This window comes from Streptomyces sp. OZ13 (genome assembly GCF_052068155.1).
Lineage (GTDB): Bacteria > Actinomycetota > Actinomycetes > Streptomycetales > Streptomycetaceae > Streptomyces.
In genome coordinates this window covers 22,522-42,865 of record NZ_JBQHCZ010000009.1, presented here as the reverse complement: position 1 = coordinate 42,865, position 20,344 = coordinate 22,522, and the positions used below count along the sequence as shown (strand labels likewise).

Below are 20,344 nucleotides of genomic sequence, written 5' to 3'. Positions count from 1 at the left end.
TGGCAGCAGTGCAGGAACACGAAGAGGGCGCGGCCTCAAGCCGCGCCCTCTACTGCTACACCCAGGTGTCCAGCCACATCCGGTTGCGCCACTCGTCGACCGGGATCGGGGTGCCCGTGTAGATCGGCCAGAAGTAGATGAAGTTCCAGACGATCAAAAGGACCAGTACGCCCGCGCCGATCGCGCCGATCGCACGGCGGCGTTCGTCGGAGCCGGGTGGGCCGAGGATCGCGCCGATCATCATCGCCACCGCGAGGCACAGGAACGGGACGAACACGACCGCGTAGAAGAGGAAGATCGTGCGCTCCTGGTACATCAGCCAGGGGGCCCAGCCCGCGGCGAACGCGCACAGGATCGCGCCCGCACGCCAGTCGCGGCGGAAGAGCCAGCGCCACAGTGCGTAGCAGATCGCGAAGCAGGCGGCCCACCACAGGAGCGGGGTGCCGAGGGCGAGGACCTCCGCGGCGCACTTGTCGACCGCGTCCTTCGGGCAGCCCTCGACACCCGGCTTCGGGTCCTCGTAGTAGTACGAGACCGGGCGCCCGAGGACCAGCCAGCTCCATGGGTTGGACTCGTAGGTGTGGCCGGACGTCAGACCGACGTGGAAGTCGTAGACCTGGTTCTCGTAGTGCCAGAAGCTGCGCCACCAGTCGGGGAAGAGCCAGCTCCAGGCGCTGTCCTTGCCTGCGCCGGTGGAGGCCCAGTTGCGGTGGTAGCCCTTGTCCGTGACCAGCCACCCGGTCCACGAGACCATGTAGGTCACCAGCGCCACCGGCACGACGGAGACGAAGGCGGGGACGAGGTCCTTCTTCAGGACGGCGAGGTACGGCTGGACCGCGCCGGCCGTGCGGCGCGAGCCCACGTCCCACAGCACGGTCATCAGGCCGAAGGCGGCCATGATGTACAGCCCGTTCCACTTGGTGCCGGCCGCCAGGCCCAGCATCACTCCGGCCGTCAGCCGCCACGGCCGCCAGCCCAGGCGCAGGGTCTCCGCGACGCGGGCGTCCGGACGCAGCCTGCCGTCGTCGTCCTCCGGCAGCGCCGCCGCGAGCTTCTGTCGTGACCGGTCGCGGTCGAGCACCAGCGCGCCGAACGCCGCCAGCACGAAGAACATCAGCACCAGGTCGAGCAGAGCCGTGCGGCTCATCACGAAGTGCAGGCCGTCCACGGCCAGCAGCAGACCCGCGAGGCAGCCGAGGAACGTCGATCGGAACAGCCGCCGGCCGATGCGGCAGAGCATCAGCACCGACAGCGTGCCCAGCACCGCGACCATGAAGCGCCAGCCGAAGGGTGAGAAGTCGATCATCTTCTCGCCGAGGCCGATGATCCACTTGCCGACCGGCGGGTGGACCACGTAACCGGGATCGGTGGGGACCGCGACGGCCGACGGATCGTTCAGGATCGACTTGTCGACGTTCTTGGGCCAGCTGCCCTCGTACCCCTGGTTGATCAGCGCCCAGGCGTCCTTGGCGTAGTACGTCTCGTCGAATATCACCGCATGGGGCTGTCCCAGGTTCCAGAACCGCAGCAGGCCCGCGACCAGGGCGACCATCAGCGGTCCGCCCCACGCGGCGATGCGGAGCAGCGGTTCCACCGCCCGCGGCGGGATGCCGAAGACCGCCCACACCTGCCGGGACGGCCGGGTGAAAGGCGGCACCAGCCGGTCCCGTAGCCCGATCACTGGCCGGGGCGTGTAGCCGAATCGGCGCAGCCGGCTCTCCCAGCCGGGCGGCTGCTGTTCGGCGTCGTCCTTGCCCCGCAGGGGCTGTGGCGCGGTACTGGTCACCGCGCCATCGTAGGGAACACGGCTGTGCGATCGGTGCTCGGCAGTGCTGGGAGGATGGCGAGTGTGACTGGAACGCTGGTACTCGCAGGGACGCCCATCGGTGATGTCGCGGACGCGCCGCCCCGGCTCGCCGCCGAACTGGAGGGCGCCGACATCGTCGCCGCCGAGGACACCCGGCGGCTGCGCCGGCTGACCCAGGCCCTCGGTGTGCACACCCGGGGCCGGGTCGTCTCCTACTTCGAGGGCAACGAGGCGGCCCGTACACCGGAGCTCGTGGAGGCGCTGGCCGGCGGGGCACGGGTGCTGCTCGTCACCGACGCGGGCATGCCCTCCGTCTCCGACCCCGGATACCGCCTGGTCGCCGCCGCGGTGGAGAAGGACATCAAGGTCACCGCCGTACCCGGCCCGTCCGCAGTGCTGACCGCTCTCGCGCTGTCGGGGCTGCCGGTGGACCGCTTCTGCTTCGAGGGTTTCCTGCCCCGCAAGGCGGGTGAACGGCTCGGCAGACTCCGGGAGGTCCAGGGCGAGCGCCGCACGCTCGTCTATTTCGAGGCCCCGCACCGCCTCGACGACACGCTCGCCGCCATGGCGGAGGTCTTCGGAGAGAGCCGCAGGGCCGCCGTCTGCCGCGAGCTGACCAAGACGTACGAGGAAGTGAAGCGCGGCGGCCTCGGCGAGCTGGCGGCCTGGGCGGCGGAAGGCGTCCGCGGTGAGATCACCGTCGTCGTCGAGGGCGCGCCCGAGTCCGGGCCGGAGGAGCTCGGCGCGGACGAGCTGGTGCGCAGGGTCCAGGTGAGGGAGGAGGCGGGGGAGCGGCGCAAGGAGGCCATCGCGGCGGTCGCCGCGGAGGCGGGGCTTCCCAAGCGGGAGGTCTTCGACGCGGTCGTCGCGGCGAAGAACGCGGCTCGACCCGCGTAGGCGGGGGATAAAGGTCTATCGTGAAAAGCAAAGCGCAGACCGTGTCCTGACCGCTTTTCCGTATGGAAAATCCCAAGACCGCTCAATCGATCGACAGGCGCTGGTGCGCTCCCGCCGGAAAAGGCGTCCACTTGGATCAGGTGGAGAGGAGCTGGCATGAGTGAGACCACAGGACCCGCGAAGGTGCACGAGGAGTATTCCTTCGCGTGCATGCGCTGCGGGCACGGCTGGGAGCAGTCCTACGACATCGAGCACCACGTCGATCCGTCGGGCCAGGAATTCGTCGTCTACAAGTCGGACGGGCGGCGGGTCCCTTCGCCGCTGTCCAGCCCGACCTGTGTCAACTGCGGCGGTCACGTCGTAAGGATCATGCGGGCGGGGCGGGTCTCCACGGTGCAGAACCTGATGGGCCTGACCGAGACCGGTTCCACCGTCGCGGGCGCCGTGCCGCAGGTGTCCCCTGCGGGGGCGCTGCCGGGCGAGGAAGTGCCCGATCCGCGGGTGGACCGACCCGCGGACCGACCCACCTCCTCCGCGCCGCCGCCGTCCGGGTCGACGGCGGAGGAGGCCGTCGCGGAAGGCGGGACGGGCGGGGATGCCGCGCCCGAGGAGCACCACTGGCACCTCTCCGACCTGCTGCACCCCTTCCACCACCGCAAGTGAGCGACCGGGGGCGGATTCCGTAGGATCGCGCCCATGAGTTCGAAATCCGCACCGCCGCCGCTGCCCGAACCGCTCGGTGTCGCGGTCGCCGATTCGCACACCCACCTGGACATGCAGGAAGGCACCGTCGAGGAGGCCCTCGCCAGGGCGGCCGCGGTCGGTGTGACGACCGTCGTCCAGGTGGGCTGCGACATCAAGGGCTCCCAGTGGGCCGCGGAGACCGCCGCAGCGCACCGCGAGGTGCACGCAGCCGTCGCCCTGCACCCCAACGAGGCGCCGAGGATCGTGCTCGGGGATCCTGACGGCTGGTCGCGGCAGGGGGCACGGGACGCGGGCGGGTACGCGGCGCTCGACGACGCCCTCGCCGAGATCGACCGGCTGGCCGCCCTCGACGTGGTCAAGGCCGTCGGCGAGACGGGACTCGACCGCTTCCGCACCGGCCCCGAGGGAATGGCCGCGCAGGAAAGGTCGTTCCGTGCGCATATCGAGATCGCGAAACGGCACGGCAAGGCGCTCGTCATTCACGATCGCGAGGCGCACGCGGATGTGCTGCGCATTCTGGCGGAGGAAGGCGCGCCGGAGCGCACGGTCTTCCACTGCTATTCGGGCGACGCGGAAATGGCCGAAGTCTGCGCGGCCGCCGGTTACTTCATGTCCTTCGCCGGCAATGTGACCTTCAAGAACGCGCAGCCGCTGCGTGACGCGCTCGCCGTCGCGCCCGCCGATCTCGTGCTGGTCGAGACGGACGCGCCGTTCCTCACCCCCGCGCCGTACCGCGGACGGCCCAACGCGCCGTATCTGATTCCGGTCACGCTGCGGGCCATGGCGCAGGTCAGGGGCACCGACGAGGACACGCTGGCGGCGGCGATCGCGGCCAATACCGCCCGGGCGTTCGGCTACTGACCCGATCCGGGCGACCTCACCTGTCGCAACGCTGAGTGTTCGCGTCGCTTTGGAGAGTGACCAACGCTCCGCTACTGTCCGGTGCCACTTGGCTGACCGGACCTTACGGAGCGTCGTGAGCGTGAGTAATTCGCAGGGCAGTCACCGTGCGGCGCGCGGCTCACGCCGTGCCGGTGCCGGGCCTCAGGCGGAGACCGGTGCCGACCGGGTCACCGTGGCGCCGTACGGCAGCGCGCCGCAGCCGACGGTCGTGGACGGCCGGGCCGCGGCGCCTCGCGGGGCGGCGTACGCGCCGACCCTGCCGTACCTGGACCGCGGGGCGCTGACCCTCGTGGACCCGGACGCGGGCACGGTCCCGGCGGGAGCCGTCCCGCCGCACCGCCGGGCGGCCGTGGCGCAGGCGCCCACCCTGCCGTACGTGGATCTCCGGGACGCGGGCGTCGCCGAGGAGCCGGTACGCCGCGCGCAGGCGCGACGCGGTGGATCCCGGCGCCGCCGGCCCGCGGAGCGGCCGGACACGCTGCGGCGGCTCGTCCCGCAAGCCCTCGTCGTCGTCTTCCTCGCCGGCGGGACGACCGCGTTCGTGGCCGACGACAAGGCCGTCCGGCTCACCGTCGACGGCGTGCCGCGGACCATGCACACCTTCGCCGACGACGTGGCCGAACTCCTCGAGGACGAGGGCCTCGACCTGCGCGCCCACGACGTCGTCGCCCCCGGCCCCGAAGCGGACCTAGACAGCGGCGACGAGATCACCGTCCGCCACGGCAGACCGCTGAGACTCACCCTCGACGGACGGACCGGCGAGGTGTGGACCACGGCCACCACCGTCGGAGCGGCCCTGCGGGAACTGGGCGTGCGCGCGGAGGGCGCGTACCTCTCCGTGCCGCCTTCGACCCGGATCCCGAGGACCGGCCTGGCGCTGGACGTGCGCACCGAGAGGGCCGTCACGTTCATGGCCGACGGACGCGAACGCACCATCCGCACCAACGCCGCCACCGTGGGCGAGGCCCTCGGCGAGGCGGGGATCGTGCTGCGCGGACAGGACGCCACCTCCGTGCCGCCCGGCGGCTACCCCCACGACGGCCAGACCGTCACGGTCACACGGATCACCGGCAGCCGTGAGGTACGCGAGGAACCGATCGGCTTCGCCGTGGAGAAGACCCTGGACCCCGCGCTCTTCACGGGTACCGAGGTCGTCGTGCGGCAGGGACGGCCGGGCGTGCGCCGGGTCACGTACGCCCTGCGGACCGTCGACGGCGTACGCCAGAAACCGCGGCGGACCGCCACGGACGTCGTGCGCGAACCCGTCACCGAGCGCGTGAAGGTCGGCACCAGGCAGCCGCCGTCCTCGGTACGCGGGGCGGACGGGCTGAACTGGGCGGCGCTCGCCGAGTGCGAGTCGGGCGGGCGGCCGGGCGCCGTCGACCCCTCCGGCACCTACGGCGGGCTGTACCAGTTCGACACCGCGACCTGGCATTCCCTCGGCGGCACCGGGCGTCCGCAGGACGCGCCCGCGGAGGAACAGACGTACCGGGCGAAGAAGCTCTATGTGCAGCGGGGGGCGAGTCCGTGGCCGCACTGCGGCCGTAGGCTGTATCGGTGAGCACCACTGATCCCGACGCACTCCTCGGCCCCGCCGACATCCGCGAGCTGGCCGCCGCGCTGGGCGTACGCCCCACCAAACAGCGCGGCCAGAACTTCGTCATCGACGCCAACACGGTCCGCAGGATCGTGCGCACGGCCGAAGTGAAGCCCGACGACGTGGTCGTCGAGATCGGCCCCGGGCTCGGCTCGCTGACCCTCGGGCTGCTCGAGGCCGCCGACCGGGTCGTGGCCGTGGAGATCGACGACGTGCTCGCCGGCGCGCTGCCGGCGACGGTCGCCGCGCGACTGCCCGACCGCGCCTCGCGGTTCTCGCTGGTGCACTCGGACGCGATGCACGTTCAGGAGCTCCCCGGGCCGCCGCCGACCGCGCTCGTCGCGAACCTGCCGTACAACGTCGCCGTGCCGGTCCTGCTGCACATGCTCGACCGCTTCCCGACGATCGAGCGGACGCTCGTCATGGTCCAGGCCGAGGTCGCCGACCGGCTGGCCGCCGGCCCCGGGAACAAGGTGTACGGCGTGCCCTCGGTGAAGGCCAACTGGTACACCGAGGTCAAGCGCGCCGGGTCGATCGGCCGCAATGTCTTCTGGCCCGCGCCGAACGTGGACTCCGGCCTCGTCTCCCTCGTGCGCCGGACCTTGCCGGTGGCGACGACCGCCTCCAAGACGGAGGTCTTCGCGGTCGTCGACGCCGCCTTCGCCCAGCGCCGCAAGACGCTGCGCGCCGCGCTCGCCGGATGGGCAGGATCACCGGCCGCGGCGGAGCAGGCCCTGGTCGCCGCGGGGGTGTCGCCGCAGGCACGGGGCGAGTCGCTGACGGTGGAGGAGTTCGCGCGGATCGCGGAGGCGAAGAAGTGAGCGTCACGGTACGGGTGCCGGCCAAGGTCAACGTCCAGCTGGCGGTCGGCGGGGCGCGCCCCGACGGCTTCCACGACCTGGCCAACGTCTTCCTGGCGGTCGGCCTCCACGACGAGGTGACGGTACGGCCGGCCCCCTCCCTGAGCATCACCTGCTCCGGCCCGGACGCCGGGCAGGTCCCCCTGGACCGCACGAACCTGGCCGCGCGGGCCGCGGAACTGCTGGCAGCCCGCCACGGCATCTCGCCCGACGTCCACATCCACATCGAGAAGGACATTCCCGTCGCCGGCGGCATGGCGGGCGGCAGCGCGGACGGCGCGGGCGCGCTGCTCGCGTGCGACGCGCTCTGGGGCCTCGGCTCCTCGCGTGACGAACTGCTCGCCATCTGCGCGGAGTTGGGCAGCGACGTGCCGTTCAGCCTGGTGGGCGGGGCGGCGCTCGGCACCGGCCGCGGCGAGCGGCTGACCGAGCTGGCGGTCGGCGGGACGTTCCACTGGGTGTTCGCGGTGGCGGACGGCGGGCTCTCCACGCCCGCGGTGTACGGGGAGTTCGACCGGCTGAACGAGGGCCGCGCCGTTCCGGAGCCGGAGGCCTCGGCGGCGCTTCTCGACGCGCTGCGCACGGGCGACGTCCTCGCGCTGGCGGACGCCGTCTCCAACGACCTCCAGCCGGCGGCCCTGTCCCTGCGCCCGTCCCTCGCGGACACCCTTGCGGTCGGTGTCTCCGCGGGGGCGCTCGCCTCGCTCGTCTCGGGCTCCGGCCCGACGACGGCGTTCCTCGTCAAGGACGAGGATGCGGCGGAGGCGGTGGCGTCTGCGTTGCTCGCGTCGGGCACGTGCCGGGCCGCGCGGGTTGCGGGGGCGCCGGCGGTGGGGGCGAGGGTGGTCGCGGGCGGGGCGTGACCGCTGCGCGGGGCGTTTTCCCCACCCCGCCCCTTCCCGAACCCGGGCTCCGCCCCTTCCCGAACCCGGGCTCCGCCCCTTCCCGAACCCGGGCCCTTCCCGAACCCGGGCCCTGCCCGGACCCGGGCCCTTCCCGGACCCGGGCCCCGCCCTGTACCGGGCTCCGCCCGGACCCTGTACCGGGCTCCGCCCGGACCCTGTACCGGGCTCCGCCCGGACCCCGTGCGCGCTCCGCCCGGACCCCGTACCGGGCTCCGCCCGGACCTCGTGCGCGCTCCGTACCGGGCTCCGCCCGGGCCCGGCACCGCGCTGCGCGCGGTGTTTCGGGGGCTCTGCCCCCGGACCCCCGCGCCTCAATCGCCGGCGGGGCTGGAGTTGCCCGGTAGGGCCGGGGGCCGCTGGCAGGCTGGGTGCCGCGCAGCGGCATTTCCGGCCCGCCTGGGGCACCTCCCACGGCCGCCAGGCCGTAGGGGGAGATTGAGGGCACGGCCGAAGGCCGTACGGGGTCCGGGGCTTGCCCCGGTTCGGGAAGGGGCGGGGAGGGGAGACGGCCCCGCGCAGCGGCCCACGCGCCTGCCCGCGGCCCACGCTGTCAGCGCGCCCGTACGCGGCCCCCGCCGCCCGTACGCGGCCCCCGCGCCCGCACGCGCCCGCGCAGCGCCCCACGCGCCTGCCCCGGCCCACACGCGGCCCACGCGGCTGCCCCCGCCCCCGCGGCCCACGCGCCTGCCCCCGCCCGCCCACATACTCACCGCCCACCTGAGTACGAGCGCTCTCCCGCTCGACCCCGCCGCCCCGGCACCGTAACCCCCATGGGAACCAGCGTTCGTGAGCTTGCCGCCGCCACCCCCGGCAGCAGGGACCGGTACATCGATCTGTTGAGGGTCGCCTCGCTCGGGACCGTCGTCGCCGGGCACTGGCTCATGGCGGCGGTCACCGACGACGGCATCGGGAACCTTCTCGCCGTCGTGCCGGAACTGCAGCTGCTCACCTGGGCCCTTCAGGTGATGCCCGTGTTCTTCTTCGTCGGCGGGTTCTCGCACGCCCTGTCCTACCGGTCGCTGCGGCGCCGGCACCCGGACCGGCCCGTGTACTCGGTGTTCCTGCGCGGCCGGCTCCAGCGGCTCCTGCGGCCCACGATGGCGTTCGTCCTCGTCTGGGGCGCCGCCGCGCTCGTCGTGCAGTTGCTCGGCGGGGGCGGCGGGATGACCGGGGTGGCGCTGCGGCTCGTGGCGCAGCCGCTGTGGTTCATCGGGATCTACCTCGCCATGGTCGCCTTCACCCCGCCGCTGCTGAAGCTGCACGAGCGGTTCGGCTGGGGCGCGTTCGGCGCGCTCCTCGGCGCGGCGGCGGCCGTGGACGTGCTGCGGTTCGCCGCCCATGTGCCCTTCGTCGAGTTCCTGAACTTCGCCTTCGTCTGGCTCGCCGTCCACCAGCTCGGCTTCCTGCGCGCCGACGGGCGCATCCGGATGCCCGCCGCTCTGGCGGCGGCCGGTCTCGCCGGGGCCGCCGCGCTCGTCGCCCTCGGGCCGTATCCGCTGTCCATGGTCGGGATGCCCGGCGAGAAGATCTCGAACATGGCCCCGCCGACCCTCGCCCTGCTGTTCCACGGGCTGTGGCTGGTCGGCGCGGTCGAGCTGCTCAAGGGACCGGGCGGACGGTTCGTGCGGCGGGCTCGCGTCTGGCGGGGTGTGGTGGCCGCCAACGGGGTCGCCATGACCGCCTTCCTGTGGCACCTCACCGCCATGCTCGGCGTCTACGGGGCCATGATCGCTGCCGGGTTTCCGCTGCGGGCTCCGGCGTCGGCGGCCTGGTGGGCGCAGACGCCGCTGCGCATCGCCGCCGCGGCCGGACTGACCGCGCTGCTCGTCGCCGCGTTCCGCAGGTTCGAACGTCCCGTGCGGAGCGCCGTCACGCCGGTGCCGGGCACCGGGCCGATCGCCGCCGCGGGGATCACGCTCTGCCTGTTCGGCATCCTGGGTCTTTCCATGGTCGGATTCGGCGGGCTCCTCGAGGGCAGGACGGCGATGGTGGTCGCCGTGCACGTCAGCGCCCCCGCCGCCGTCGCCATGGCGCTCGGCGGCTGGCTGCTGGTGGAACGGGCCGGACGGGGCAGCCGCGCCTGACAAGTAGGCTGGGAGGTCGATCGTTCCCCCTGTCAGGAGAGAAATGGCCGTCAACCTGGTCAATGTCGAGGCAGTCAGCAAGGTGTACGGAACACGCGCCCTGCTCGACGGGGTCTCCCTCGGCGTCTCGGAGGGAGACCGCATCGGCGTCGTCGGCCGTAACGGCGACGGGAAGACCACCCTCATCCGGATGCTCGCCAAGCTCGAGGAGCCCGACACCGGCCGGGTCACCCAGAGCGGCGGGCTGCGGCTCGGCGTGCTGACGCAGCACGACTCGCTCGACCCGGAGGCGACGATCCGGCACGAGGTCATCGGGGACCTCGCCGACCACGAGTGGGCGGGCAATGCCAAGATCAGGGACGTGCTGACGGGGCTGTTCGACGGGCTCGACCTGTCCGGCTTCCCGCAGGGGCTCGACACCGTCATCGGACCGCTGTCCGGAGGCGAACGCCGCCGTATCGCGCTCGCCAAGCTGCTGATCGCGGAGCAGGACCTGATCGTCCTCGACGAGCCGACCAACCATCTCGACGTCGAGGGCATCGCCTGGCTCGCCCGGCATCTTCAGACGCGCCGTTCCGCGCTCGTCTGCGTCACCCACGACCGCTGGTTCCTCGACCAGGTCTGCACCCGCATGTGGGACGTGCAGCGCGGCGACGTGTACGAGTACGAGGGCGGCTACTCCGACTACGTCTTCGCACGGGCCGAGCGGGAGCGGATCGCCGCGACCGAGGAGACCAAGCGGCAGAATCTGGTGCGCAAGGAGCTGGCCTGGCTGCGGCGCGGCGCCCCCGCCCGTACGTCCAAGCCCCGCTACCGCATCGAGGCGGCGAACGAACTGATCGCCGACGTGCCGCCGCCGCGTGACACGTCCGAGCTGATGAAGTTCGCGTCCGCCCGGCTCGGCAAGACGGTGTTCGACCTCGAGGACGTCACGGTCCAGGCCGGCCCGAAGGTGCTGTTGAAGCATCTGACCTGGCAGCTCGGCCCCGGCGACCGCATCGGTCTGGTCGGTGTCAACGGGGCGGGCAAGACCTCACTGCTGCGTACGCTCGCCGCGGCGGCCGAATCCGGCGGCGAGGAGCAGCCCGTGGCGGGCCGGGTCACCGTCGGCAGGACCGTACGGCTCGCCTACCTCTCGCAGGACGTCACCGAACTGCCGCCCGCGCTGCGCGTGCTGGAGGCGGTCCAGCAGGTCCGTGACCGCGTGGACCTGGGCAAGGGCCGGGAGATGACCGCGGGCCAGCTGTGCGAGCAGTTCGGCTTCGGCAAGGAGAAGCAGTGGACGCCCGTCGGCGACCTGTCGGGCGGTGAGCGGCGCCGGCTCCAGCTGCTGCGCCTGCTGATGGACGAACCGAACGTCCTCTTCCTCGACGAGCCCACCAACGACCTCGACATCGAGACCCTGACGCAGCTCGAGGACGTCCTCGACGGCTGGCCCGGCACGATGGTGGTCATCTCGCACGACCGGTTCTTCCTCGAGCGGACCACGGACCGCACGTTCGCGCTGCTCGGCGACGGCACGCTGCGGATGCTGCCGCGTGGCATCGACGAGTACCTGGAGCGCAGGGCGCGGATGGTCGAGGCCGCCGTGCCGACGCCGCCGCCCGCCCCGTCCGGCGCCGTCAAGGAGAAGTCGGCGGCCGACGCCCGCGCGGCGAAGAAGGAACTCCAGCGCGTCGAGCGGCAGCTCGACAAGGTCTCCGACAAGGAGACCAAGCTGCACGCGCAGATCGCCGATAACGCCACAAACTTCGAAAAGGTCGCCAAGCTGGATGCGGAGCTTCGCGAACTCGCCGTAGAGCGCGAAGAGTTGGAGATGCGCTGGCTCGAACTGGCGGAAGACGCCTGACGAGCGGCCCCCGCCGGCCGTAGAGAAGCCGTGCAGAGCGCGTAACAACCCCATCACGGCCCGGTCCTCCCTTGGGAACAGGGGAGGACCGACCCCGCTCTGCGCTCGTCACGGGTGATACAAAGAAGGCCCGCTCGACTGATGCTGAACAACGGGGTTCGTGTCCGAATCACTCCTTCCGGTCGATGCGCTTGCCGGAGGAGCGGGGGAGTTCGTCCGGGCAGCAGACCGTACGAAGGGGGAAGCGCAGATGGGGCAGTCGCCGCCGTCCGGTCAGGCACGGCCCGCGGACCATGGGCGCGGGGTTCCGCAGCCGCACGCGTATCCGCCGGCCGTACCCGTTCGCCGCAGCCGTCCGCCGTGCACGCCGGCACACCCGCACCCGGCGGCGTCGTCACCGCATCGGATCCCCGCCCCGCGCGGGAGGCGCGCCGGTGACCGCGCCCTCGGGCGGTGAGCGGAAGGTGCCGCTGAACACCGTGACGGCTTCCGGCAGATGAACGCGGTCCGGGTCGCCCGGACATCCCCGACTCCCACTCGCATCTCCCACTCATGAGGTAGTACGCCATGACGCAGCCGCCGAACCAGCCCCCGCAGGGAGGCTTCGGAGCCCCGCAGGATCCTCAGCAGGGAACTCCGCAGCAGCCCCAGCCGCCCGCGCAACCGCCGCAGACGCCGCCCGCCCCGCAGGGACCGCCGCCGGTGGCGCCTCCCGGCGCGCCGGCGCCCGGCTACGGCTACCCGCAGCAGCCTCCCGGCCAGCCGGGCTACGGCTATCCCCAGCAACCGGGGCCCTACGCGCAGCAGCCGGGCCCGTACAACCAGCAGCCCGGCGCGTACAACCAGCCGGGTCCGTACGGCGGCTACCCGACGCAGCCGCAGTACCCGGGCGCGCCCGCACCCGGCGGCGGCGGGGGCTTCTTCAAGGGGAAGACCGGCATCATCGTGGCCGCGTCGGCCGCCGCGCTGCTCCTTGTCGGCGGTGGCACCTGGTACGCCGTCAGCAGTGGTGACGACAAGGAGGACAAGCCGACCGTCAGCAAGTCCAGCGACGACCCGAAGCCGACCGGCTCCGCGTCCGTCGACCAGGGCGACGGCAGCGGCACCGGACGTGAGGGCGACGACGACCTCAACGCCGGCCGCAAGGACGGCGAGGCCAAGGTCCTGTTCCTGACGAAGAACGACATCGACCTGCCCCGCAACGGCGCCGAGGTGTTCGGCCCGTGGGTCGCCGGCGACACGGTCGTCAAGGCCATGTACCGGGAGGTCGCCGGCTACTCGGTGACCGACGGCAGCAAGAAGTGGAGCGTGCCGCTGCCCGCGGAGGTGTGCTCGGCCCCGGCGCAGACCTCCGCCGACGGCAAGATCGTCATCGGTGTCAAGGACGGCCTCACCGAGAAGGCCAAGTGCAACGACCTCCAGATGATCGACCTGAAGACGGGCAAGGCCGGCTGGAAGAAGCCGATCCCGAAGGCGTCCGGCGCGTTCGCCTCCCTCTCGGACTTCACCCTGGCCATCAGTGGCACCACGCTCGCGGTGGGCGGCAGCGGCAACTCCTACGGCTTCTCGATGGCCGACGGCAAGCAGCTCTTCGGCAAGCCGGGCAGCGGCTGCAAGCCATTCGCCTTCGCCGGCGGCCCCAAGCTGCTGGCCGGTGCGAGCTGTCCCACGGACGACTACGACAAGCCGAAGCAGCAGCTCCAGGAGATCGACCCCGCCAGCGGCAAGCCCCGGTGGACGTACAACACCCCTGAGGGCTGGGAGATCGACAAGGTCTACTCCGCGAGCCCGCTGGTCATCTCCATCACCCAGCGTGAGCCGGAGAAGAAGTGGTCGATCATCGCGCTGACCGACAACGGCAAGCTGCGCTCGCAGATCTCGGGCGGCAAGAACGACAAGTTCCAGCCGCGCTGCGGCGGCGCGTTCGTCATCTTCGGTCAGAACCTCGAGGGCTGCACCGGTGTCGCCGCCGACGCGAAGCACTTCTACATGGCCACGGAGACCGACTACGGCAAGGCCAACGAGCTCGTCGCCTTCAGCCTCGACAGCGGCAAGGAAGCCTGGCGGGCGCCGGCCGGCGGTGAGCGCAAGATGACGCCGCTGCGCATCGAGGGCGGCAACGTCCTCGTCTACATGCAGCCCTCGTACGACACGGGCGGTGGTGTGGCCACCGTCGCGCCGACCGGTGGGGCGCCGAAGACGCTGCTCCAGCACCCGGCCTCGACCGCCGAGATCGAGAACTCCTTCTACTCCCCGAAGATGGCGTACGCGGACGGCCGGTTCTTCATCGCCAGCGGTCGTGTGAGCGCGCCCAACGACAAGGCCGAGAAGGAGACGAAGACCATGATGGGCTTCGGCCAGTGACCGATTCCGCCGTCGTAGGACCCACCTTCCGTTCCCCAGAGGTAAGCAAGCCATGACGCAGCCGCCGCCACCGCCCAGTCAGCCGCCCGGCCCGCCGCCGAACCAGCCGCCCGGCCCGCCGAACCAGCCCCCGAGCCAGCCGCCCGGCCCACCCTCGGGCGGCGGCTACGGTCTGGCCAAGGAGCCCCAGCAGCCGGCCGGCGGGTACGGAACCCCCGCGCCGCAGCCGCAGACCCCCGCGCCGGGAGCGCCCTACGGCTATCCGCAGACGCCGCCTCCCGCCGAGCCGGGTTACGGCTATCCCCAGTCGCAGCCGCAGAGCCCGGCGCCGGGCGGGCCCTACGGCCACCCGCAGCCCGCGTACAGCGCGCCGACGCAGCCGATGATGCCGCAGCCGGCCGCGCCCTCCGGGGGCGGCGGACTGCTGAACAGGACGCAACTGCAGATCGTCATCGCCGCCTTCGTCGCCATCGTGCTGATCATCGGCGGCGGCTTCCTGTACTCGTCCACCAAGGACGACGGCGGCAAGCAGGACGAGGCGAAGAACAACTCCGGCGGAACCGAGGGCGGCAAGGGCGGAAAGGGCGACGACGCCCCGGCCGCCCCCGACGGCCCCGGCAAGGAGAAGGCCCCGGCCGACACGGCCTCCAAGGTCGCCTTCCAGCTGCCGATCCCCGCGCGCTTCGACGTGACGGGTGTGCCGGGCTCCTGGGTCACCGACAAGGCGTTCGTCAAGACGAGCGTCAACTCGATCGTGGCCCACGACGTGGCCAAGGGCACCGTGCTGTGGACCCTCGACCTGCCCGGACAGGTGTGTGCCGCCTCGCGTCACACGACCGAGGACAACAAGACCGCCGTCGTCTTCGAGGCCACGAAGCGGGCCAAGGGCGACAAGGGCTACCCGCCGTGCTCCGAGGTCGGCGTCGTCGACCTCACCGCCGGCAAGCTGCTGTGGAGCAAGTCCGTCACCGGCGGCGCGAGCGGTGACGAGAAGGCCCGCTTCGACCAGGTCACCCTCAGCGGCAACACGGTGGCGGCCGGATACCTCGGCGGCAGCGCCGCGTTCGACCTGACGACCGGAGCCGTCCGCTGGAAGCCCACCGTCGACGCCGAGGAGTGCCGGGACATCGGCTACGGCGGCGGCAAGGCGCTCGTCGCGGTACGCCGCTGCGGCTCGTACGACAACGCCCAGGTGACCATCCAGCCGCTCAACCCGGAGAACGGCACGCCGCTCTCGTCCTTCAAGATGCCGGCCGGTGTCGAGGACGCGCGGATCGTCTCCTCCGACCCGCTGGTCGTCGCCGCCGACGTCGGTGACACGGGAACGTTCGGCATCTCGGACTTCTTCTCGATCGACGGCAAGACCGGGAAGCTGCGCGCCAAGATCACGGCGCCGGGCGACAAGTACCTCGCGAGGTGCTCCGCCAGCGACGGTGTCGAGGGCTGCCAGTTCGTGGTCGTCGGCAACGACAGGATCTACCTGCCGACGGAGGAGCACGAGGGAACGGGCGAGTCCTACTCGCGCACCAACGAGATCATCGCCTTCGACCTGGCGACCGGAAAGGCCGTCAGCGGCCGTGCGGACGCCGGTGATGGCTACCACTCGCTGCCGCTGCGCATGGACGGCGGCAACATCATCGCCTACAAGTGGCCCCCCTACGACAAGGGCGGCCAGGTCGTCAGCATCAACGGCGCCACCCTGAAGGAGACCGTCCTGCTGGTGAACCCGGCGGACAAGACGGTGCGGGACGCCGAGACGAGCTTCGTGGAGTCCGGCTCGGAGTACCACTTCAAGAACGGGCGACTGTTCATCGCGGACGACACCCTGAGCGAGCCCGACACGGGCAGCTCGAGCTCGTCGAAGTTCATGGCGATCTCCTTCGGCCCGAAGAGCTGATCCGTTCCACCGCTTCATCCGCACCGCGGCCCGGTCCCTCGCAGACGCGAGGGGCCGGGCCGCGGTCGTACCCCGACCGTCTTCCTGACGCCTGCTCTCAAGTGGCCCTGTTTGGTGAAGAATTCGGCATTCCGGGGGGCTTCTGCCGAGTTAGGGGCGCGCAATGTCGAACAAGCGTGTACCTTGCCGGGACTGACGGGGTAGCCGTGGACGGCCGGGGGGCCGACTCCAGCGGGACGGGGGTTGCTCGATGGGCGTTCGGCTCATGGTGGTCGACGACCACAGGCTGCTCGCGGAGGCGCTCGCCTCCGCGCTGAAACTGCGCGGGCACCGGGTGCTCGCGGCGGCGGCGCCCGCGGCCGGAGCAGCCGAGCTGGTGATAGCCAGGGCCCCGGAGGTGTGCCTGCTGGGCACGGCGACGCCCGCGGAGCCCGGCGCCTTCGACCCGGTCGTCCGCATCAAACGGGAACGGCCGCAGGTGGCCGTCGTGGTCCTCGGACCGGTCCCCAGCCCGCGCGGGATAGCGGCGGCGTTCGCCGCCGGGGCATCCGGATACGTGCGCCACGACGAGCGCATCGAGGGCGTGGAGCGGGCGCTGGTGAAAGCGCGGGCGGGAGAGGCGGTGGTGGCGCCGCTGCTGCTCCAGGGCGCGTTCGCCGAGCTGCTCAACCCGGTCGCGCAGCCGGACGACGAGGGCCAGCGACTGCTGCAACTGCTGACGCCGCGCGAGGTGGAGGTGCTGGTGCGGGTCGCGGAGGGCGAGGACACCAGGCTGATCGCCGTCGGTATGGGGATCGCGCCGAGCACGGCCCGCACTCATGTGCAGCGGGTGCTGATGAAGCTGGGCGTGGGCTCCCGGCTGGAGGCGGCGGCGCTCGCCGCCCGTACGGGTCTGCTGGACCGCGCGGCGTACGGGACTACGTCCGGTCCCGGCGCGGCCTACTAGGGCCCGGCTGGCCGTCAGGCCGGTCTGCGGGGTCACGCCCCGGGGCCGGGCACGTCTCTTGATGTCTTTTGTTTGCTGCTGCGGGCTGCCCGGACAGGGCCGGCCTGCGGTCACCCATTGACCGCGCTGTTGAGTTGTGATTTCTTGTGTTTGATTATGTTGAATGGGAGTGGTGAGGGAGTTCCGTGTGAAGAAGACGTCGACCCGGCTCGCCGACGGTCGTGAGCTGCTCTACTACGACGCGCGCGACGACGCCGTCCGCGACGCCGTCGACCTCCGGCCTCTCGACGCCGTCTCCACCACGGCCGAGATCCGGCACGACGTGCTGCTCGGCGACCGGGTCGCCATCGCCTCCCACCGGCAGGGCCGCATCTACCACCCGCCCGCCGACGAGTGCCCGCTGTGCCCCTCGCGCGACGGCCGCCTCAGCGAGATCCCGGCAGCCGACTACGACGTCGCCGTCTTCGAGAACCGCTTCCCCTCGCTGGCCGGCGACTCGGGCCGCTGCGAGGTCGTCTGCTTCACCTCCGACCACGACGCGTCCTTCGCCGATCTCACCGAGGAGCAGGCGGCGCTCGTCCTCGAGGCGTGGACGGACCGCACGGCGGAGCTCGCCGAACTGCCCCAGGTCAAGCAGGTCTTCTGCTTCGAGAACCGCGGAGCCGAGATCGGCGTCACGCTCGGACACCCGCACGGGCAGATCTACGGCTACCCCTTCGTGACCCCGCGGACCGAGCTGATGCTCCGCTCGCTGGCCGCCCACCGGGCCGCGACCGGCCGCAACCTCTTCGACGACCTCGTCCGGCGCGAGCGCGAGGAGGGGGTGCGGGTGGTGCTGGAGGGCGAGCACTGGATCGCCTTCGTGCCGTACGCGGCGCACTGGCCGTACGAGGTGCACCTCCACCCGAAGCGGCGGGTGCCGGACCTCCGGGCGCTGGACGACGCGGCCCGCACGGAGTTCCCGCAGATCTATCTGGAACTCTTGAGACGCTTCGACCGGATCTTCGGGCCCGGCGAACCGCCCACGCCGTACATCGCCGCCTGGCACCAGGCGCCGTTCGAAGGTGAGGGAAGGGACGCCTTCGGTCTCCATCTCGAGCTTTTCACCATCCGCCGCACTTCCGGCAAGCTGAAGTTCCTCGCCGGTTCCGAATCCGGTATGAGCGTGTTCATCAACGATGTGCCGCCGGAGGCCGCGGCGACGCGATTGCGAGAGGTAGCGAGCGAGTGAGCAAGAAGTACCTGGTCACAGGTGGTGCGGGATACGTCGGCAGTGTCGTGGCACAGCACCTTCTGGAGGCCGGTCACCAGGTGACCGTGCTCGACGACCTCTCCACCGGATTCCGCGAAGGGGTGCCCGCGGGCGCCGGGTTCATCGAGGGCCGCATCCAGGACGCCGCCCGCCACCTGGACGCCTCGTACGACGGAGTGCTGCACTTCGCGGCCTTCTCCCAGGTCGGCGAGTCCGTCGCCGGGCCGGAGAAGTACTGGGCGAACAACGTCGGCGGCACGATGGAACTGCTCGCGGCCATGCGCTCGGCGGGCGTGCGCACACTGGTCTTCTCCTCCACCGCCGCCACCTACGGCGAGCCGGTCTCCACCCCCATCACCGAGTCCGACCCGACCGCGCCCACCAGCCCCTACGGCGCCACCAAGCTCGCGGTCGACCACATGATCACCGGTGAGGCGGCGGCCCACGGTATCGCGGCCGTCTCACTGCGGTACTTCAACGTCGCCGGGGCCTACGGCGCGTACGGCGAACGCCACGACCCCGAGTCGCACCTGATCCCGCTGGTGCTCCAGGTCGCCCTCGGCCGGCGCGAGTCGATCTCCGTGTACGGCGACGACTACCCGACCCCGGACGGCACCTGCGTCCGCGACTACATCCACGTCGCGGACCTGGCGGAGGCCCATCTCCTCGCGCTCGACGCCGCCACCGCCGGTGAACATCTGATCTGCAACCTCGGAAACGGCAACGGTTTCTCGGTGCGCGAGGTCATCGAGACCGTACGGGAGGTCACCGGTCACCCGGTGCCCGAGGTGGTCGCGGAGCGACGGGGCGGCGACCCCGCCGTCCTGGTCGCCTCCGCCGCCAGGGCCCAGGAACGCCTGGGCTGGAAGCCGAGCCGTGCCGATCTGGCCGGCATCGTGTCCGACGCCTGGGCATTCGCCCGCGGGAGGGAGAACGGGTCATGAGTTCCACGGGCGAGGGTGTGTGGGCGGCACCCGGCAGGGTGAACCTCATCCTTCCGCACACCACGGTGGCGACCGTGTCGCGCCGCGACGACGGCGTACTGCGGCTGACCTCCACGGACATGGACGGCGGCCCGGTCGAACTGCGCGTCGACGACCTCGCCCCCGGCGGCCCCGGCGGCTGGACCGACTACCCGGCGGGCGTCGTCTGGGCGCTGCGCGACGCCGGCCACCGGGTCGGCGGCGCCGACATCCACTTCGAGTCGACCGTGCCCACCGGCGCCGGGCTCTCCTCGTCCGCGGCGATCGAGGTCGTCACCGCCCTCGCCCTGAACGACCTGTACGAACTCGGCCTGGAACGCCGGCGCACGGCCCGCCTGTGCCAGCGCGCGGAGAACGTCTACGTCGGCGCCCCGACCGGCATCATGGACCAGACCGCCTCCGCCTGCTGCACCGAGGGCCATGCCCTGTACCTGGACACCAGGGACCTCTCCCAGCGGCAGATCCCCTTCGACCTGGCCGCCCACGGGCTCGAACTCCTCGTCGTGGACACCCGGGTGAAGCACGCCCACAGCGATGGTGAGTACGGCAAGCGGCGCGCCGGCTGCGAGGCGGGAGCGGCGGCGCTGGGGGTGAACGCCCTGCGGGACGTCCCGTACGACGCGCTGGACGAGGCCCTCGGCCGGCTCGACGACCCGGAAGTGCGCGCGCTGGTCCGGCACATCGTCACCGAGAACCACCGGGTGGAGCGGGTGATCTCCCACCTGGAGGCCGGCGAGGTCAGGGCCATCGGCCCGGTGCTGACCGAGGGGCATGCCTCGCTGCGTGACGACTTCCGGGTCTCCTGCCGGGAGTTGGACCTGGTCGTCGACACGGCGCTGGCGGCCGGCGCGCTGGGGGCCCGGATGACGGGCGGCGGTTTCGGCGGGTCGGCGATCGTCCTGACGGAGACGTCCGCCTCGCCGCTGGTGGCGAAGTCCGTCGAAGAGGCCTTCGCGGCGGCCGCGCTGGAGCAGCCGCGCGTCTTCACCGCCGTCCCGTCCGCGGGGGCCCGCCGGCTGTCCTAGAGGCGGAACTTCGAGGAAGCCCGGCCGGGAGGAACGCGGGGCGGGCCGGGCGACCATGGGTGCGCCCGGCCCGCCCCGCGTCGTTTTCTGCGCGCCGGCCGGGCAGAACCAGTCGTCGCATGTCCACTCAGGTGTCGTTTCGGAACATCCGCCACACCCTCAGCAACGCCGCCGATCAGTTCTGCAAATAGCCTTCCGTCACCGGCGCCCGTCCGTACTCTGAACCACAGCACCGGTGGGGGCCGGTGTCGATCAGGGGGCGAAACAGCC

15 protein-coding genes are annotated in these 20,344 nt (G+C 71.9%); 14 read left to right on the top strand and 1 reads right to left on the bottom strand.

Features of this window, described 5'->3' with window-relative positions; translation table 11 throughout:
* Positions 1-55 precede the first annotated feature (55 nt).
* Positions 56-1,786 (bottom strand): dolichyl-phosphate-mannose--protein mannosyltransferase, encoded by a 1,731-nt coding sequence (locus ACTMTU_RS20695; RefSeq protein WP_441264986.1) that lies wholly within the window; start codon positions 1,784-1,786, stop codon positions 56-58.
* A gap of 63 nt (positions 1,787-1,849) precedes the next feature.
* Between ACTMTU_RS20695 and rsmI the strand changes: the two genes are divergently transcribed.
* The 14 genes from rsmI to ACTMTU_RS20625 all read left to right on the top strand — a co-directional run bounded on the left by rsmI (position 1,850) and on the right by ACTMTU_RS20625 (position 20,074).
* Positions 1,850-2,704 (top strand): 16S rRNA (cytidine(1402)-2'-O)-methyltransferase, encoded by an 855-nt coding sequence (gene rsmI, locus ACTMTU_RS20690; protein WP_441264985.1) that lies wholly within the window; start codon positions 1,850-1,852, stop codon positions 2,702-2,704.
* Positions 2,705-2,860: 156 nt separating this feature from the next.
* Positions 2,861-3,367: a hypothetical protein gene (locus tag ACTMTU_RS20685; protein ID WP_441264984.1), complete on the top strand. Its 507-nt coding sequence runs from the start codon at positions 2,861-2,863 to the stop codon at positions 3,365-3,367.
* Between the two features lie 33 nt (positions 3,368-3,400).
* Entirely contained in the window at positions 3,401-4,270 is an 870-nt protein-coding gene (locus tag ACTMTU_RS20680) for a TatD family hydrolase (protein ID WP_441264983.1), read from the top strand.
* 121 nt (positions 4,271-4,391) lie between these two features.
* Positions 4,392-5,873 carry a ubiquitin-like domain-containing protein gene (locus ACTMTU_RS20675; protein WP_441264982.1) on the top strand — a complete coding sequence of 494 codons (1,482 nt, stop codon included), beginning with the start codon at positions 4,392-4,394 and terminating at the stop codon, positions 5,871-5,873.
* A complete protein-coding gene (gene rsmA, locus ACTMTU_RS20670) occupies positions 5,870-6,730 on the top strand; it encodes a 16S rRNA (adenine(1518)-N(6)/adenine(1519)-N(6))-dimethyltransferase RsmA (RefSeq protein WP_441264981.1) in 861 nt (286 codons plus the stop codon). Before ACTMTU_RS20675 ends, rsmA begins: the two co-directional genes overlap by 4 nt.
* On the top strand, positions 6,727-7,632 hold the full coding sequence (locus ACTMTU_RS20665; RefSeq protein ID WP_441264980.1) for a 4-(cytidine 5'-diphospho)-2-C-methyl-D-erythritol kinase: 906 nt from the start codon (positions 6,727-6,729) through the stop codon (positions 7,630-7,632). Before rsmA ends, ACTMTU_RS20665 begins: the two co-directional genes overlap by 4 nt.
* An 812-nt stretch (positions 7,633-8,444) precedes the next feature.
* Complete coding sequence (locus ACTMTU_RS20660) at positions 8,445-9,758, top strand: acyltransferase family protein (RefSeq protein ID WP_441264979.1); 1,314 nt, start codon at positions 8,445-8,447, stop codon at positions 9,756-9,758.
* Positions 9,759-9,801: 43 nt separating this feature from the next.
* On the top strand, positions 9,802-11,607 hold the full coding sequence (locus ACTMTU_RS20655; protein WP_441264978.1) for an ABC-F family ATP-binding cassette domain-containing protein: 1,806 nt from the start codon (positions 9,802-9,804) through the stop codon (positions 11,605-11,607).
* A gap of 567 nt (positions 11,608-12,174) precedes the next feature.
* Positions 12,175-13,971 (top strand): outer membrane protein assembly factor BamB family protein, encoded by a 1,797-nt coding sequence (locus ACTMTU_RS20650; RefSeq protein ID WP_441264977.1) that lies wholly within the window; start codon positions 12,175-12,177, stop codon positions 13,969-13,971.
* A 52-nt stretch (positions 13,972-14,023) separates the two neighbouring features.
* Positions 14,024-15,868 carry an outer membrane protein assembly factor BamB family protein gene (locus ACTMTU_RS20645; protein ID WP_441264976.1) on the top strand — a complete coding sequence of 615 codons (1,845 nt, stop codon included), beginning with the start codon at positions 14,024-14,026 and terminating at the stop codon, positions 15,866-15,868.
* Positions 15,869-16,118: 250 nt separating this feature from the next.
* Positions 16,119-16,814, top strand: a complete 696-nt coding sequence (locus tag ACTMTU_RS20640; RefSeq protein ID WP_441264975.1) for a helix-turn-helix transcriptional regulator — start codon at positions 16,119-16,121, stop codon at positions 16,812-16,814.
* A 187-nt stretch (positions 16,815-17,001) separates the two neighbouring features.
* Complete coding sequence (galT, locus tag ACTMTU_RS20635) at positions 17,002-18,045, top strand: galactose-1-phosphate uridylyltransferase (protein WP_441264974.1); 1,044 nt, start codon at positions 17,002-17,004, stop codon at positions 18,043-18,045.
* Positions 18,042-19,010, top strand: coding sequence for a UDP-glucose 4-epimerase GalE (gene galE, locus ACTMTU_RS20630; RefSeq protein WP_441264973.1), 969 nt, complete (start codon positions 18,042-18,044; stop codon positions 19,008-19,010). The genes galT and galE overlap by 4 nt, the downstream gene beginning before the upstream one ends.
* Positions 19,007-20,074 carry a galactokinase gene (locus tag ACTMTU_RS20625; protein WP_441264972.1) on the top strand — a complete coding sequence of 356 codons (1,068 nt, stop codon included), beginning with the start codon at positions 19,007-19,009 and terminating at the stop codon, positions 20,072-20,074. The genes galE and ACTMTU_RS20625 overlap by 4 nt, the downstream gene beginning before the upstream one ends.
* Positions 20,075-20,344: the final 270 nt, after the last annotated feature.

Excerpts from the sequence above, each read along its gene's own strand:
- ACTMTU_RS20685 (WP_441264984.1), top strand. The coding sequence starts at position 2,861 with ATGAGTGAGACCACAGGACCCGCGAAGGTGCACGAGGAGTATTCCTTC.
- ACTMTU_RS20680 (WP_441264983.1), top strand. The coding sequence starts at position 3,401 with ATGAGTTCGAAATCCGCACCGCCGCCGCTGCCCGAACCGCTCGGTGTC.
- ACTMTU_RS20660 (WP_441264979.1), top strand. The coding sequence starts at position 8,445 with ATGGGAACCAGCGTTCGTGAGCTTGCCGCCGCCACCCCCGGCAGCAGG.
- ACTMTU_RS20655 (WP_441264978.1), top strand. The coding sequence starts at position 9,802 with ATGGCCGTCAACCTGGTCAATGTCGAGGCAGTCAGCAAGGTGTACGGA.
- ACTMTU_RS20650 (WP_441264977.1), top strand. The coding sequence starts at position 12,175 with ATGACGCAGCCGCCGAACCAGCCCCCGCAGGGAGGCTTCGGAGCCCCG.
- ACTMTU_RS20645 (WP_441264976.1), top strand. The coding sequence starts at position 14,024 with ATGACGCAGCCGCCGCCACCGCCCAGTCAGCCGCCCGGCCCGCCGCCG.
- ACTMTU_RS20640 (WP_441264975.1), top strand. The coding sequence starts at position 16,119 with ATGGGCGTTCGGCTCATGGTGGTCGACGACCACAGGCTGCTCGCGGAG.
- ACTMTU_RS20625 (WP_441264972.1), top strand. The coding sequence starts at position 19,007 with ATGAGTTCCACGGGCGAGGGTGTGTGGGCGGCACCCGGCAGGGTGAAC.